Below are 14,126 nucleotides of genomic sequence, written 5' to 3'. Positions count from 1 at the left end.
CTTTATCGTGTTATCAGATAAGATCTTATCCTATTACTGTTGCTGACAGCCGAGCCATGCCGAACTTGCAGAGAACCGAGGAGCGCCGGGCCCTGGCGGCCTTCGTGCGCGACCGCCGCGCCCGCACCCGGCCCGAGGAGGTCGGCCTGAGCGGCGGGCCGCGGCGGCGAACGCCCGGCCTGCGCCGCGAGGAGGTCGCCCTGCTCGCCGGCATCGGCCTGACCTGGTACACTTGGTTCGAGCAGGGCCGCGACATCCAGGTCTCGACCGCCTTCCTGGAGCGCCTGGCGCGCGCGCTCAGGCTCGACCGGGCCGAGCGGATCCACCTCTTCTCGCTGGCGCAGCGCCGGCCGCCGCCGCACGAGCCGGTCTCGGCCGACACCCTGCCGCCGGCCATCCAGCGCATGCTCGACGGCCTCTCCAACCCCGCCTACGTCAAGAACCAGCGCTGGGACGTGCTGGGCTGGAACGCCGCCGCCGCCCTGCTGTTCGAGGGCTGCATCGCGCTCGAGCCGGGGCTCAGCAACATCGTCCTGCAGCTGTTCGGCAACCCGCGCTGCCGGCGCCGCATGATCGACTGGGAGGGCGACGCGCGCCGCGCGCTCGCCAAGTTCCGCCTGGACTACGGCCGCGCCCAGGGCGATCCCGCCTTCGAGGCGCTGGTCGAGCAGCTCGAGGCCGCCAGCCCGGAGTTCCGCCGCTGGTGGCCGCGCCAGGACGTCTCCGGCAGCGGCGAGGGCATCAAGCGCTTCGACCACGAGACGCTCGGCGAGCTGGAGTTCGAGCACACCGCCTTTCTCGTCGAGAGCGCGCCGGACCTGCGCCTCGTCGTCTATACGCCGATCTGACGGCCGGGCCGAGGTGCCGGCGACCGCGGGCAGCGGTCTCGGTGGCTTGAAAATAACTGACTGGTCAGTTATTTCTACCGGCATGGCCTCGACGCCGACCAAGCGCCCCAAGTTCCGCCGCCGCGCCGAGGCCCGCCCCGACGAGGTGCTCGACGCCGCGCTCGACCTGTTCATCGCCCGCGGCTTCGCGGCGACGCGGGTCGAGGACATCGCGCGGCGGGCCGGCCTCTCCAAGGGCGCGGTCTACCTCTACTACCCGAGCAAGGAGGCGATCCTGGAGGCGCTGGTGCAGCGCTCGATTCTGCCGATCGCCGAGCAGGTCGCCGCGCTCGGCAGGCTGGAGACCGGCGACCCGAAGGCCGCGCTGCGGTCGCTGATCGACCTGATCGGCGACGGCCTCGCCGAGCCGCGGGTCGCCGCGATCCCGAAGATCATCGTCGGCGAGGCCGGCAACTTCCCGCAGCTGGTCGAGAGCTACCGGCGCCAGGTCATCGAGCGCGGCCTCGGCGCCCTGACCGCCCTGATCCGCCGCGGCGTCGAGCTGGGACAGTTCCGTCCGGTCGACCCCGAGCTGGCCGCCCGCAACGTCGTCGGCCCGCTGATCGCGCACCTGCTGCTGGCGCGGATCTTCAGCATCGCGCCGGCGGACGACCCGCGGGCCCGGCGCTTCCTGGACAGCCATCTCGACATCCTGATGAACGGCCTGGCGGCCGAAGGGGAGAGGAAAGCATGAGCGGCGTGATCGCCTGGCTGGGCGGCCTGCTGGCCGCCGTCCTGCCCGGAGTCTCCGGGCCACAGCCGGTGCTCGGCTACGTCGAGGGCGACTACCTCTACCTCGCCTCGTCCTGCAGCGGGCAGCTGACCGCGCTGTCCGTCGCCGACGGCGACGAGGTCGCGGCCGGCGCCCCGCTGTTCCGGGTCGAGGACGACCAGCGCGCCGCCGAGCTCGCGTCCGCCAGGGCGCAGCTCGCGAACGCCGAGGCGACGCTGCGCGACCGCGAGGCCGGCGAGCGCCCGGAGGAGCTGCAGGTCATCGAGCAGCAGCTCGCCGGTGCCCGGGCCGACCGCAAGCTCGCCGAGCTCTCCTACGAGCGCTCGAAGCGGCTGAGCGCCCGCGACGTCGCCTCCCAGGCCAAGCTCGACGAGGACCGGGCGCAGCTCGGCTCGACCGGGGCCAGGGTGCGCGAGCTCGAGGCGCAGCTGGCCGTCGCCCGCCTGCCGGCGCGCAGCCAGCAGATCGCCGCCGCCGAGGCCGAGGTCGAGGCGTCGCGCGCCGCGGTCGCCAGGGCCCGGGCCGACCTCGAGGACTGCAAGGTGGCGGCGCCGGCGGCCGGGCGGATCGAGCGCACCTTCCTCGACCCCGGCGAGCAGGCCGGACCCTCGACGCCGGTCGTCTCGCTGCTGCCGCCCGACAAGCTGAAGGTGCGCTTCTACGTGCCCGAGGCGCGACGCAGCGAGTTCCCGCTCGGCAGCGCGGTGCTGGTCGGCTGCGACGGTTGCGGCGGGCCGATCCGCGCCAGCGTCACCTGGCAGTCCTCCCAGGCCGAATACACGCCGCCGGTGATCTACAGCCTGGACGAGCGCGGCCGCCTGGTCTTCCTGGTCGAGGCCCGTCCCGAGAACCGGAGCCCGGCCCTGCTGCCGGGCCAGCCGGTCGACGTCAGGCCGGCCCGATGAGCGGCCGCGCGGCGGAGAACGGCCAGCCGGTGATCCAGGTCACCGGCCTGACCAAGCGCTTCGGCGACAAGACCGTCGTCGACGGCTTCGACATGACCGTGCCGAAGGGCGCGATCTACGGCTTCCTGGGGCCGAACGGCAGCGGCAAGACGACGACGATCCGCATGATGTGCGGCCTGCTGACTCCCGACGCCGGCGACGGCCACTGCCTGGGCTACGACATCCTGACCGAATCGCGGCGCATCAAGGAGCGGGTCGGCTACATGACCCAGCGCTTCTCGCTCTACGAGGACCTGTCGATCCGCGAGAACCTCGACTTCATGGCCCGCATGTACCGCCTGGACCGGCGCCGCCAGCGGGTCGGGCAGGCGCTCGAGGAGCTCGGCCTCGCCGACCGCGCGGGCCAGCTCGCCGGCACCCTCTCGGGCGGCTGGAAGCAGCGCCTGGCGCTCGCCGCCTGCCTGCTGCACGAGCCGGCGCTGCTGCTGCTCGACGAGCCGACCGCCGGCGTCGATCCCAAGGCCCGGCGCGACTTCTGGGACGAGATCCGCGGCCTGTCCGACCGCGGCGTCACGGTGCTGGTCTCGACCCACTACATGGACGAGGCGGTGCAGTGCGACTTCATCGCCTACATCGCCTATGGCACCAAGCTGATCGACGCGCCGGCCGCGGCGATCCCGCGGCAGGTCGGCCTGGCGACCTGGAAGGTCGAGGGACCCGGCCTCGCGGAGCTCGCCCGCACGCTGGCGGGCGCGCCCGGGGTCGAGCAGATCGCCCGCTTCGGCGCCGAGCTGCACGTCTCCGGCACCGACGCCGCGGCGCTCGGCGCGACCGCGCAGGCCCGCGCGGCCGCGGGGCCGCAGCGCTGGACCCGCCAGGAGTCCGGCCTGGAGGAGGTCTTCATCCACCTGATGGCCCAATCCCGGGACAACTTCGCCCGGGACAACGCCGCCCCGGACGGCGGCGCCGCCGGACGCCGCGCCTGAGGCCGCCATGACGGCTGCCTTCTCCTTCGCCCGCTTCCTGGCCGTCCTGGTCAAGGAATTCATCCAGATGCGGCGGGACCGCGTGACCTTCGCGATGATGATCGGCGTGCCGATCCTGCAGCTGACAATCTTCGGCTACGCCATCAACACCGACCCGAAGCACCTGCCGACCCTGGTCGAGAGCAACGACGACGGACCGATCACCCGCGCCCTGCTCGCCGCCCTGGAGAACTCGGCCTACTTCGACTTCCGCGGCACGGTCGCCGGCGAGGCCGAGGCGTCGCGCGCCCTGCGCAGCGGCGAGGCGATCTTCGTGGTGGTCGTGCCGCCGCGCTTCGAGCGCGACCTGGTGCGCGGCGAGCGGCCCGCGATCCTGCTCAGCGCCGACGCCTCGGACCCGACCGCCACCGGCGGCGCGATCGCCGCGCTGTCGGGCATCGTCGACGGCGCCCTGGCGGCGAGCCTGACCGGGCCGCTGCAGGGCCTGGCGGCACGCCCGCCGGCCTTCCAGATCCTGGTCCACCGCCACTACAACCCGGCCGGCGTCACCTCCTTCAACATCGTGCCCGGGCTGCTCGGCACGATCCTGTCGATGACCATGGTGATGATCACGGCGATCGCCATCGTGCGCGAGGCCGAGCGCGGCACCATGGAGACGCTGATCGCAACCCCGGTGCGCCCGGCCGAGGTGATGCTCGGCAAGATCCTGCCCTACGTGCTGGTCGGCTACGTCCAGACCTCGGTGTTCCTGGCGCTCGCCCTGACCGCCTTCGGCGTGCCCTTCGCCGGCTCGGCCGCCGCCTTCCTGGTCGGGCTCAACCTGTTCATCGTCGCCAACCTGGCGCTCGGCTTCCTGTTCTCGACCGTGGCGCGCAACCAGATGCAGGCCATGCAGATGTCGTTCTTCTACATGCTGCCGGCGATCCTGCTGTCGGGCTTCCTCTTCCCGTTCTCCGGCATGCCGGGCTGGGCCCGGGCGATCGGCATCGCGATCCCCAACACCCACTTCATCCGCATCGTCCGCGAGGTGATGCTGAAGGGCGCCGGCCTGTCCGACATCCTGCCCGAGCTCGGCGCGCTCGCGGCCATCGTCGTGGTGATCACGGCGCTGGCCATGCTGCGCTACCGCCAGACGCTCGATTGACGGGCCGGTCGCCACAACCGAGGCCACCCGCGTTAACCTTCCCTTACCCTTGAGTCGTGTAGTCAGGTCGGGAACCACTGAATCGGGCCCCGGCAGACAGGCATGAGCGACCTAGCCGAAGACGTCAGCTTCGCCGATCTGCCGCGCTCCGGCGGGCGCCGCCAGCGCGGCAGCCAGGGCCAGGGTGGCGGCACGGTGCGCGTCGAGGGCCGCTTCGAGGTCGAGCCCGGCTTCCCGCTGCCGGCGCTCGACCAGCCGCATGCCCACGCCTTCGCCGCCGCGGCACGCGACCAGGCCGGCGGACGGCCGGTCTACGCCCTGGTCTGCGACCCGCTGCTGGCGCCGCGGCGCAGCCTGATGAGCCAGCTGCCGACCATGGGTCGCCTGCCGCTGGCCGTGCCGCTGGCCTACGAGACGGTGTTCTGGCCGCCGGACAACGCGCGGCGCGGCGTGCTGATCCTGACCAAGCCCGAGGGCGATCGCGTCCAGGCCAATCCGCAGGCCAGCTTCGCGCCCTTCGACGAGGACGCGCTGATCCGCAAGGTCGTGCAGCCGCTGATGCCGGCGCTGATCGAGCTGGGCGCGCGCGGCATCAGCCATCGGGCGATCCGCGCCGACAACCTGTTCTTCCGCGACGGCGCGCGCAACGAGTGCATGCTCGGCGAATGCGTCTCGGCGCCCGCCGCGCTCGACCAGCCGTCGGTCTACGAGCCGATCGAGAGCGCCCTCGCGCTGCCGGCCGGCCGCGGCCTGGGCAGCACCAGCGACGACCTCTACGCCTTCGGCGTCACCCTGGCGATCCTGCTGCGCGGCGGCAATCCGGTCGCCGACATGACCGACGAGCAGATCGTCCACGCGAAGCTCAACCGCGGCACCTACGCGACGCTGATCGGCAAGCAGCGCCTGCCGCTGGCGATCACCGAGGCGCTGCGCGGCCTGCTGTGCGACGAGCCGATCGAGCGCTGGGGCCTGAACGACCTCGAGATGTGGGCCAACGGCCGCCATCTCAGCCCCAAGCAGCCGATGGCCCTGACCCGGGCGAGCCGGCCCTTCGAGTTCAACGAGAAGGACTACTGGAACTGCCGCTCGCTGTCGGCGGCCTTCGGCTATCACTGGGACGAGGCCTGCCGGACCCTGGCCGGCGAGGAGCTGATCACCTGGGTCCACCGCAGCGTCGGCGACGAGAAGCGCGCCGAACGCCTCGCCCTGCTGATGCGCGGCTCCCAGGGCGGCACCTCGAGCGAGCCGCGCAGCGACCGCCAGCTGGCCCGCGTCCTGATGGCCCTCGACGCCCGCGCGCCGCTGCGCTTCCGCCAGCTCTCGGCGCGCATCGACTCGCTGGGCGACGTGCTCGCCGTCCATTACGCCGACCAGTCGATCCGGCAGATCTTCGCCGAGACGATCGGCAACCGCCTGGTCAACTTCTGGTTCGAGGCGCAGCCCGGCATGCGGCCGGAGTACGCCGTGCTCAAGAAGGGCTACGAGCAGCTCGGCTTCTTCCTGATGCGCCAGCGCATCGGCTATGGCCTCGAGCGCTGCCTCTACGAGGAGAACGAGTTCTGGCCCTGCCTCAGCCCGCTGCTGAGCGACGCCTACGTGACCCGGATCGAGGAGCTGCTGCCGGCCCTGGAGCGGCTGACCGCCAACGGCCTGCCGGAGCGCGAGCCGGTCGACCGGCACGTCGCCGCCTTCGCCGTCGCCCGCATGCGCGGCACGCCGGAGCGGATCCTGACGGCGCTGGGCCGCGACGACGACGAGGTGGTCCGCCGGCTCGGCGTGGTCTACCTGCTGGCCGAGGTGCAGCGCCTGGTCGGACCGGCGCGGCTGCCCGGCCTCGCCGCCTGGCTGGGCCAGAGCATGGCGCCGGTCATCGAGTCCTACAACAGCCGCGAGATCCGCCAGACCCTGGCGCTGGAGCTGCAGGCGGCGGTCGACGGCGGCGACCTCTACCACCTCGCGCTGGCGATGGACGACGGCAAGCTGCGCCAGGACGACGAGCGCGGCTTCGCGGCCGCCCAGGCCGAGTACACCGCGATCGGCCGCGAGCTCGCCTGGATCGAGCAGGGCGGCCTGACCCGGCCGCAGTTCGTCTTCGCCAAGTCGCAGCAGATCGCCGCGGTGGCGGCCGGCTGCCTCGCCAGCATCACCCTGCTGGTCATGACCATGTTCTATTTCGGCTGAGGCGGGACGGATGGCGGCGCGCAAGGCGAAGGACATCCCGACCGGCGGCAGCGGCGGCGGCGGCGTCAACTGGACCAAGCTGGCGGTCGGCCTGCTCGTGGCGCTGCCGGCCATGGTCGTGCTGCTGCCGACGACGATGCTCGTCTTCGTGCTCAGCCTGCCGACCGTCGTCGCCTTCCTGGTCGACCGCACGCGCGAGCGCTACCTGGTCGCCACCGTCGGCCTGCTCAACCTCTGCGGCGTGCTGCCGGCCCTGGTCGCGCTGTGGGACCGCGGCCAGTCGATCGACAACGCCTTCCGCCTGCTGACCGACATGGTCTACTGGATCGCCGCCTTCGGCGCTGCCGGCGTCGGCTGGGCGATCTTCACCTCGCTGCCGCCGCTGGTCAGCAGCTACTACACCCTGGTCACCCAGCACCGGGTCAACCACCTGCGCAAGCGCCAGAAGCAGCTGATCGAGGCCTGGGGCGAGGAGGTCTCGGGCCGTCACCTCGACCACGAGCGGGACGGGCACGAGAGCCTGCTCGACGCCGTCCCCGAGTAGCGGAGCCGCAGGGGGCGCGGCGCCGCGGAGCGCCCGGCCTACTCGTTGGCCAGGCGCTCCTGGATCGCCGCGTTCTTGATCGCCCGCTGCAGCTTCTCGAAGGCCCGGACCTCGATCTGCCGCACCCGCTCGCGGCTGATGCCGTAGACCTGGCTGAGGTCCTCCAGCGTCGTCGGGTTCTCCTTGAGCCGCCGCTCGGTCAGGATGTGCCGCTCGCGCTCGTTCAGGCTCTCCATGGCGCTCTCCAGCAGCACCCGGCGCTGGTCGAGCTCCTCGCGGTCGGCCAGCAGGGTCTCCTGGTTGTCGTTGTCGTCGACCAGCCAGTCCTGCCATTCGCCGTCGCCGTCCTGGCGCAGCGGCGCGTTGAGCGAGTGGTCGGGGCTCGACAGGCGCCGGTTCATCGACACCACGTCCTGCTCCGGCACGTTGAGCTGGGTCGCGATGTGCGTCACCTGCTCCGGCTTGAGGTCGCCCTCCTCGATCGCCTGCATCTGGCCCTTCAGCTTGCGCAGGTTGAAGAACAGCTTCTTCTGCGCCGCCGTGGTGCCCATCTTCACCAGCGACCAGGAATGCAGGATGTACTCCTGGATCGCCGCGCGGATCCACCACATGGCGTAGGTCGCCAGGCGGAAGCCGCGGTCGGGATCGAAGCGCTTGACCGCCTGCATCATGCCGACGTTGCCCTCGCTGATCAGCTCGGACAGCGGCAGGCCGTAGCCGCGATAGCCCATGGCGATCTTGGCGACCAGGCGCAGGTGGCTGGTGACCAGCTGGTGCGCGGCCTCGGTGTCTTCCTTTTCCTGCCAGCGCTTGGCCAGCATGTACTCCTGGTCCTGCTCCAGCATCGGAAACTTGCGGATCTCCTGGAGGTACCGGGAGAGGTTGCCCTCGGTGACGAGCAGAGGAACTTTGGCAGCAGCCACGGGACCGTCCTTTCCTTAACCGTCATCCCCGGGAACGGAGCCAGCATGCCCCGGTTCCAGCAGGATGGGACTACAAATCAAAGTGATTCCAGAGACGCGATCAAGCGCGCCAGGTCGCCGGGCGGCGGCGACTCGAAGAGCAGCGGCCGCCCGTCGTCGGGATGGCTGAAGCCGAGCCGCTCGGCGTGCAGCGCCTGGCGGCCGAAGCCCTCGACCTCCCGGCGCACCGGCTCCGGCAGCGCCGCCAGGGCCGCCGGCCTGGCGCGCCCGTAGAGCGGGTCGCCGAGCAGCGGATGGCCGCGGCTGGCCAGATGCACGCGGATCTGGTGCGTGCGGCCGGTCAACAGACGACAGGTGATCATGGACACCGCCCCCCCGGCGAATAGACGTTCCACCCTGTAACGTGTGACGGCGGGTTTTCCGGCGCTGGCCAGCACCGCCATCTTCTTCCGGTTGCGCGGGCTGCGCCCGATGTTGCCGGCGATCTCGCCCCACGCCTCTGCCGCCGCCGTTGCGCCGCCGGGCGGCAGCAGCCGGCCCCAGGCCAGGGCCCGGTAGCGCCGGTCGATGGTCCGCTCGGCGAACTGCCCGGTCAGCGAGCGGTGCGCCGTCTCGGTCTTGGCCACGACCATCAGGCCGCTCGTGTCCTTGTCCAGCCGGTGCACGATGCCCGGCCGCTTGACCCCGCCGATGCCGGCGAACTCGGCGCCGCAGTGCGCCAGCAGGGCGTTGACCAGCGTCCGGTCCGGGTTGCCCGGCGCCGGATGGACGACGAGCCCGGCCGGCTTGTCGAGCACCAGCAGCGCCGAATCCTCGTAGAGGATCTCCAGCGCGCGCGCCTGGGGCTCCGGGGCGGCCGGCACCGCCTCGGGAATCGTCAGGCGATAGCACTGCCCCGCTTTGACCCGGGTCGAGGGCTCGTCTATCGTCGCGCCGCCGCTCGACAGCGCGCCGGCTTCGATCAGGCCCTTGACGCGGCTGCGCGACAGGGCCGGCAGGCGGCGCGCGATCAGGCGGTCGACACGCTCGCCGGCTTCGGCCTCGGCGACCTCGATGCTGTGGGTGCCGCTCGCCGGCGCGCCAGGGATCTCGGCGGCGAGCGGGCTCGCGGGCGTCGTCGTCGTCATTGTGCTCTTAGGGGAACGTCAAAGATGCCTGCGATCAAGGCCGTGGTCATCGGCCTGGGTGCCGTGATCCTCGCCATGACCGGACTGGTTATATGGGGATTGATGCGCCAGGGTCAAAGCCTGAGCGAAAAGGTCAACTTTGCGGACACCGCGGTCGCGGTGCCGGCCGGCTGCAGCCTGGCGGCGGTCGAGCCGGGCAAGGACGCGCTGCTGATCCTGCGCCTCGACGGCCCGCTGGAGCGCGGCTGCCAGCAGGCCGTGCTGGTCGACGGCGGCAGCGGCAAGGTCGTCGGCCGGATCCGGCTGAAGGCGGAGTAGGCGCCGCTCGGCGGCGGTCCGCCCCGCCCCGGGAGCGCCCCTACCGCTTCTTGCGCTCGGACTTGGCCTGCTGCATGTCGCGCTTGCGCAGATAGTCTTCGGCCAGTTCGTCGTGCTCGTCCCACTCCTCGTCCTCGTCCTCGCTCTCGTCGGCACTGCCGTCGAAGATGCCGTGGCGGTCCTCCTGCAGGTCGGCCAGCGCCATCTGGTACCAGTCCGACGACGCCAGCGTCTCCTTTGCCAGCCTGGAGACGAGGTTGGGGATCGTGGTGTTGAACTGCCCGGGCGTTCCGACCGCTTCGTAGACCATCGGCCGCCAGTCGCCGTTCTTCGGCTGGGGTGCCGGGCCGATCTGGTTCGAGAGGGCGTCGCCGACCTCGAAGACCGAGAACGTCGAGAACTCGAGGTCGTCGGGCGATGTGCCGTCGATGTTGTCGCGGATCGCCTTGGCCAGGTTCTTGAGGTCGCCGAAGCCGAAGCAGACGTAGGAAACGAAGAACTCCACGCGGTCGTCGTCGTACAGCAGGGCGTCGACGCTGCGCAGGGACTTCTTCGCCCAGTTCGAGCCGGACGAGAGGTCGATGCCGGTCTCCTCGAGGAACTCCCGGTCGGCAGCCGCCGCGCTGGTCTTGTCGTTGCCGTCCTTCTTGCCCCCGGAGAAGGCCCATTGCCCTGCGGAATGGGGCACGAAGGGGAAGTCGAGCGTGCCCCCGTCGACCTTCCACTGCAGCAGGACCTTCTTTCCCAGCGCGACATAGGTCGCCTGGGAGGTGATCGCGTAGGGCAGCAGGTAGCATTGCATGGCCGTCGTCCCGCTCCTGTCCGTGAACTGAACGCCCGGACCGCGGCGGTCGTGACGTCGCGACCCCGACCGCCCTTGACCGGCGCCGGCAAGGCGGCTTTGTTCGCGGCTGCCCCCTGACAGGAAAGACCCGACCGATGAACTTCGCCTCCGACAATGTCACCGGCGCCTGCCCCGAGGTGCTGCAGGCCCTGGTCGCCGCCAACGAGGGCAGCGCCATGCCCTACGGCAACGATCCGCTGACCGCCTCGGTGGAGCAGAAGCTGATCGCGCTGTTCGGCTGCGACCTCAAGGCCTTCCCGGTGGCGACCGGCACCGCCTGCAACGCCCTCGCCCTGGCCTGCCTGACGCCCTCCTACGGCGCGATCTACTGCCACGCCGAGGCGCACATCAACGTCGACGAGTGCGGCGCGCCGGAGCTGATGACCGGCGGCGCCAAGCTGGTGCCGCTCCAGGGCGAGGCCGGCAAGCTGACACCCGAAATCGTCGAGGCTGCGATCCACGGCGCCGGCGAGGTCCACCACGTCCAGCCGGCGGTCCTCAGCCTGACCAACGAGACCGAGGCCGGCACGCTCTACCGGCCGGAGGAGATCGCCGCCCTGGCCGCCGTCGCCCGGCGTCACGGCCTCAAGGTGCACCTGGACGGCGCCCGCTTCGCCAACGCCGTCGCCGCGCTCGGCTGCTCGCCGGCGGAGCTGACCTGGCGGGCCGGCGTCGACGTGCTGTCGTTCGGCGCGACCAAGAACGGCTGCCTCTGCGCCGAGGCGGTGGTCTTCTTCGACAAGGCGGCGGCCGCGGCCTTCCCCTACCACCGCAAGCGGGCCGGCCACCTCTTCTCCAAGATGCGCATGATCTCGGCCCAGCTCGCCGGCTACTTCGAGGGCGAGGTCTGGCTGAGGAACGCCCGCCACGCCAACCGCCTGGCCGGGCGCCTCGCCGAGGGCCTGGCCGCCCTGCCCGGCTGCCGCCTGCTGCACCCGGCCGAGGCCAACGAGGTCTTCGTCGAGGTCCCGGCCCTCGCCATCGAGCGGCTGCGCACCGCCGGCTTCCAGTTCTACGAGTGGGCGCCCGGCCGCCTGCGCCTGGTCTGCGCCTGGAACACGAGCGAGGCCGACGTCGCCGCCTTCCTCGACACCACCGCCGACGCCCTGAGCGGCGCGGCCGCGGGCTGAGCGCGTCCGGCGCGCCGACGGCCGCCCGGACATTCGGCCGGGGCAGCAAATCGCCCCCTTGCATCGCCCCCGGCCTTTCGCTATATCCCGCGCCTCACGCCCGACCGCGTCCCCTTCGTCTAGCGGTCCAGGACGTCAGCCTCTCACGCTGAAAACAGGGGTTCGATTCCCCTAGGGGACGCCATTCCTTCTCGGGCGGAGGAGTTCCGACAGCAGACGTCGAGCGCGAACGGCCGGCCAGCCGGCCCGTCGTCATGTCTGTTCCCGGCCCGCGCCGAAGCGCTCCGCCACATGGCGCAGGCAGGCCTCGAAGGCGGCCAGGTCGGTATAGAGCGCCGCGTGTGGCACCGAGCCGCTGAAGACCCGCGGGCCGTGGCGGCAGACCGGCACGCCGATCATCAGGTTCTCGAACAGGCCGAAGTCCTCGATCTCCATGCCGTGCGCGTCGCGGTGCCGGCCCGACTCGTCGCGCCGGGCACCGTCGGGCAGCGCGCCCGCGACCCGCTCCAGGAAGGGCGCCTCGACGTTGGCGTAGCCGTAGACCGGGCGGCCCAGGGCGTCGGCGAAGCCGACCTCGAAGGCCGTGCCTACGTCCATGCTGGGGCCCCGGAAGGGCGTCATGTTGGCGATCAGGACATCGGCCGAGCGGATCAGCGCGCGGTTCAGGTCGAAGATCCGGGCGGCGAGGTCGAAGGGCCCGGGGCCGGCGTCGCCGAGATCGTTGTCGAGCGGGAACAGCCCCTCGAGGCCGTGGCGCCGGCAGAGCTCCTTCTTCGCCGCGCCGATCCCGGCGGCATCCGGCAGGAAGACCTCGGGGCCCGCGAGGTAGATTCGGATCATCTCTCTCCCCCGGCTCGCCGCCCGGCGGCGGAAGGTCCGGGGGGCTGCGTCAGCCGTCGCGCTCGGCGACGGGACGCAGGATAGGGGCCGGTTCCGGCGCCGGGCAATCGCGCGCTGGCCGGCGCCGGGCCTCGAGGCCCGAGGCGTCGAGCGCCGCGACCGCCGGCCCCTTGCGCGCCCGGGCGATCAGGCCGGTGACGCCGGGTAGGACGGGAAGGTCGAAGACGGCCGTCATCTCGGGCCGGAAGCCGCCGGACTCGAGCAGCGTCGAGAGCGCCGCGCGGTCGTAGAGGCGGTGGGTCTCGGGGTCGGCGAACTTCCAGCGCCGCATCGAGGCGGCGTCGGTGACATAGACCAGCAGCGTGCCGCCGGGCCGCAGCACGCGCCGCACCTCGCCGAGCACCGCCCCGGCGTCCTGCCAGAAGTAGGCGACGTTGATCGCCAGCACGCGGTCGACCGAGGCGCTGGCCAGCGGCAGGGCCTCGAAGCGGGCCCGGCAGAGCCGGACGCGGCCCCAGGCGACGGCGGCGCGGTTGGCGGCGCGGGCCTGGGCCAGCATCGCCTCCGACTGGTCGAGGCCGAGGATCGTGCCGCCGTGGAGATTCCGGGCGAGCAGCGCGACCGCCTGGCCCGGGCCGCAGCCGAGCTCGAGGACGGTTTCGCCCGGCCGGGCGCCGAGGGCGGCGACGGCCAGGGCGTTGGGCCGGGCATTGGCCAGCCGCATCAGGCGGCCGGCCAGTCGGCCGCCGGCACCGCTGGGGTGGCGGAGCTGGCGGCCGACGGCCTGCCACAAGGTCATGACGCGCGGGACCGATCGACGGACGGGCCGGGGGCGCGGCCGCTCAGCCGTCGGCGGCCAGCTTGGCATCGACCTTGGACAGGAGGTCGCGGATCTGCGCGCGCCGCCCGGTGTCCCAGACCGGCCGCTGGGCATTGACCGGCGCCGTGAGGGCGCGCTTCAGCACCACGGTCGCCTGCTTGTACTCGCCCTCCTGGTAGAGGAAGTCGCCGTAGAAGTAGTTGGCGTCCAGGCCGGTCGGGCTCATCTCGACCGCCTGCTCCAGGTACTGGCGCGCCTTGTCGTTGTCGCCGAAGCCGAGCGGGAAGCCGGGCACCAGGTAGTAGAGCGCGCCCAGCGAGGTCGGCACCGCGCCGTCGAGGGCGCGGTAGTCCAGGCGCTCGGCCTTCTCGAGCAGGTCGCGGGACTGCTTGGCGTAGCCGAGGGCGCTGAAGGTGCCGGCGGTCTTGGCCTCGCCGCTCAGGATCACCGCCTCCCAGATCAGCGGCTCGGCGCGGTCGGGATAGCTGGCGACGACCTGGGCGGCCTGGTCGGCCAGGGCCTTCAGCCGGGTGTTCTGGGCGTCCTCGTCGGTCATCGTGAAGGTGACCTGCGCCCAGTCGTGGGCGATGCGGGCCAGGGCAGCCTCCATCGGCGCGGGCCCGGCGGCCAGGGCCGAGGCGCCGTTCAGGGCCAGGGCGAAGGCGAAGGCGGCCAGGATCGGCCGGGTCGGGTTCTCGAACATGGCGTTCCTCCTCTCGTTCGGGAGCGGTCTGCCCGGAAGCG

The 14,126-nt window shown here is 71.9% G+C and carries 15 protein-coding genes and 1 tRNA gene; 10 read left to right on the top strand and 6 right to left on the bottom strand.

Translation table 11 applies throughout. From position 1 onward, the window contains the following. The first annotated feature begins 65 nt into the window (after nt 1–65). From B9O00_RS22420 to B9O00_RS22390, 7 genes are all read left to right on the top strand, one after another. Nucleotides 66–848, top strand: a complete 783-nt coding sequence (locus B9O00_RS22420; protein ID WP_437123430.1) for a helix-turn-helix transcriptional regulator — start codon at nt 66–68, stop codon at nt 846–848. Between the two features lie 82 nt (nt 849–930). Next, entirely contained in the window at nt 931–1,581 is a 651-nt protein-coding gene (locus B9O00_RS22415; RefSeq protein WP_085124975.1) for a TetR/AcrR family transcriptional regulator, read from the top strand. Next, nucleotides 1,578–2,525 (top strand): HlyD family secretion protein, encoded by a 948-nt coding sequence (locus B9O00_RS22410; RefSeq protein ID WP_085124974.1) that lies wholly within the window; start codon nt 1,578–1,580, stop codon nt 2,523–2,525. The genes B9O00_RS22415 and B9O00_RS22410 overlap by 4 nt, the downstream gene beginning before the upstream one ends. After that, nucleotides 2,522–3,511: an ABC transporter ATP-binding protein gene (locus B9O00_RS22405; RefSeq protein ID WP_085124973.1), complete on the top strand. Its 990-nt coding sequence runs from the start codon at nt 2,522–2,524 to the stop codon at nt 3,509–3,511. The genes B9O00_RS22410 and B9O00_RS22405 overlap by 4 nt, the downstream gene beginning before the upstream one ends. 7 nt (nt 3,512–3,518) lie before the next feature. After that, the gene (locus tag B9O00_RS22400) at nt 3,519–4,655 is read left to right on the top strand and encodes an ABC transporter permease (protein WP_085124972.1); all 1,137 of its coding nucleotides are present in this window, start codon (nt 3,519–3,521) and stop codon (nt 4,653–4,655) included. Between the two features lie 102 nt (nt 4,656–4,757). After that, entirely contained in the window at nt 4,758–6,836 is a 2,079-nt protein-coding gene (locus tag B9O00_RS22395) for a hypothetical protein (protein ID WP_085124971.1), read from the top strand. A gap of 10 nt (nt 6,837–6,846) precedes the next feature. Next, nucleotides 6,847–7,380, top strand: coding sequence for a hypothetical protein (locus tag B9O00_RS22390; RefSeq protein WP_085124970.1), 534 nt, complete (start codon nt 6,847–6,849; stop codon nt 7,378–7,380). Between the two features lie 38 nt (nt 7,381–7,418). On the opposite strand, the gene rpoH is transcribed toward B9O00_RS22390, so the two are convergent. Then, nucleotides 7,419–8,303: an RNA polymerase sigma factor RpoH gene (rpoH, locus tag B9O00_RS22385; protein ID WP_085124969.1), complete on the bottom strand. Its 885-nt coding sequence runs from the start codon at nt 8,301–8,303 to the stop codon at nt 7,419–7,421. Nucleotides 8,304–8,380: 77 nt separating this feature from the next. After that, nucleotides 8,381–9,430, bottom strand: coding sequence for an RluA family pseudouridine synthase (locus tag B9O00_RS22380; RefSeq protein ID WP_085124968.1), 1,050 nt, complete (start codon nt 9,428–9,430; stop codon nt 8,381–8,383). Between the two features lie 24 nt (nt 9,431–9,454). On the opposite strand from B9O00_RS22380, the gene B9O00_RS22375 reads away from it, so the two are divergent. Continuing rightward, nucleotides 9,455–9,748, top strand: a complete 294-nt coding sequence (locus tag B9O00_RS22375) for a hypothetical protein (protein WP_085124967.1) — start codon at nt 9,455–9,457, stop codon at nt 9,746–9,748. A 40-nt stretch (nt 9,749–9,788) separates the two neighbouring features. Here B9O00_RS22375 and B9O00_RS22370 read toward each other — a convergent pair whose 3' ends face one another. Then, on the bottom strand, nt 9,789–10,550 hold the full coding sequence (locus B9O00_RS22370) for an NUDIX domain-containing protein (protein ID WP_085124966.1): 762 nt from the start codon (nt 10,548–10,550) through the stop codon (nt 9,789–9,791). Between the two features lie 137 nt (nt 10,551–10,687). On the opposite strand from B9O00_RS22370, the gene B9O00_RS22365 reads away from it, so the two are divergent. Together B9O00_RS22365 and B9O00_RS22360 are read left to right on the top strand one after the other, a co-directional pair. Next, the gene (locus tag B9O00_RS22365; RefSeq protein ID WP_085124965.1) at nt 10,688–11,722 is read left to right on the top strand and encodes a threonine aldolase family protein; all 1,035 of its coding nucleotides are present in this window, start codon (nt 10,688–10,690) and stop codon (nt 11,720–11,722) included. Between the two features lie 108 nt (nt 11,723–11,830). Beyond that, nucleotides 11,831–11,906, top strand: a tRNA-Glu gene (locus tag B9O00_RS22360). A 68-nt stretch (nt 11,907–11,974) separates the two neighbouring features. Here the strand turns inward: B9O00_RS22360 and B9O00_RS22355 are convergent. The 3 genes from B9O00_RS22355 to B9O00_RS22345 are packed head-to-tail and all read right to left on the bottom strand — an operon-like array spanning nt 11,975 to nt 14,085. Further along, nucleotides 11,975–12,562 carry a nucleoside 2-deoxyribosyltransferase gene (locus B9O00_RS22355; protein ID WP_085124964.1) on the bottom strand — a complete coding sequence of 196 codons (588 nt, stop codon included), beginning with the start codon at nt 12,560–12,562 and terminating at the stop codon, nt 11,975–11,977. Between the two features lie 49 nt (nt 12,563–12,611). Then, nucleotides 12,612–13,361 carry a class I SAM-dependent methyltransferase gene (locus B9O00_RS22350; protein WP_085124963.1) on the bottom strand — a complete coding sequence of 250 codons (750 nt, stop codon included), beginning with the start codon at nt 13,359–13,361 and terminating at the stop codon, nt 12,612–12,614. 43 nt (nt 13,362–13,404) lie between these two features. Further along, nucleotides 13,405–14,085, bottom strand: coding sequence for a tetratricopeptide repeat protein (locus B9O00_RS22345; RefSeq protein ID WP_085124962.1), 681 nt, complete (start codon nt 14,083–14,085; stop codon nt 13,405–13,407). Nucleotides 14,086–14,126 lie beyond the last annotated feature (41 nt).

The sequence above is a fragment of the Tistlia consotensis USBA 355 genome (assembly GCF_900177295.1).
GTDB lineage: Bacteria > Pseudomonadota > Alphaproteobacteria > Kiloniellales > DSM-21159 > Tistlia > Tistlia consotensis.
Note: the sequence above shows the minus strand (reverse complement) of the source record. Positions and strands in the feature narration are given on the sequence as shown.

Excerpts from the sequence above, each read along its gene's own strand:
- B9O00_RS22415 (WP_085124975.1), top strand. The coding sequence starts at position 931 with ATGGCCTCGACGCCGACCAAGCGCCCCAAGTTCCGCCGCCGCGCCGAG.
- B9O00_RS22410 (WP_085124974.1), top strand. The coding sequence starts at position 1,578 with ATGAGCGGCGTGATCGCCTGGCTGGGCGGCCTGCTGGCCGCCGTCCTG.
- B9O00_RS22405 (WP_085124973.1), top strand. The coding sequence starts at position 2,522 with ATGAGCGGCCGCGCGGCGGAGAACGGCCAGCCGGTGATCCAGGTCACC.
- B9O00_RS22400 (WP_085124972.1), top strand. The coding sequence starts at position 3,519 with ATGACGGCTGCCTTCTCCTTCGCCCGCTTCCTGGCCGTCCTGGTCAAG.
- B9O00_RS22395 (WP_085124971.1), top strand. The coding sequence starts at position 4,758 with ATGAGCGACCTAGCCGAAGACGTCAGCTTCGCCGATCTGCCGCGCTCC.
- B9O00_RS22390 (WP_085124970.1), top strand. The coding sequence starts at position 6,847 with ATGGCGGCGCGCAAGGCGAAGGACATCCCGACCGGCGGCAGCGGCGGC.
- B9O00_RS22380 (WP_085124968.1), bottom strand. The coding sequence starts at position 9,430 with ATGACGACGACGACGCCCGCGAGCCCGCTCGCCGCCGAGATCCCTGGC.
- B9O00_RS22375 (WP_085124967.1), top strand. The coding sequence starts at position 9,455 with ATGCCTGCGATCAAGGCCGTGGTCATCGGCCTGGGTGCCGTGATCCTC.
- B9O00_RS22370 (WP_085124966.1), bottom strand. The coding sequence starts at position 10,550 with ATGCAATGCTACCTGCTGCCCTACGCGATCACCTCCCAGGCGACCTAT.
- B9O00_RS22365 (WP_085124965.1), top strand. The coding sequence starts at position 10,688 with ATGAACTTCGCCTCCGACAATGTCACCGGCGCCTGCCCCGAGGTGCTG.
- B9O00_RS22355 (WP_085124964.1), bottom strand. The coding sequence starts at position 12,562 with ATGATCCGAATCTACCTCGCGGGCCCCGAGGTCTTCCTGCCGGATGCC.
- B9O00_RS22350 (WP_085124963.1), bottom strand. The coding sequence starts at position 13,361 with ATGACCTTGTGGCAGGCCGTCGGCCGCCAGCTCCGCCACCCCAGCGGT.
- B9O00_RS22345 (WP_085124962.1), bottom strand. The coding sequence starts at position 14,085 with ATGTTCGAGAACCCGACCCGGCCGATCCTGGCCGCCTTCGCCTTCGCC.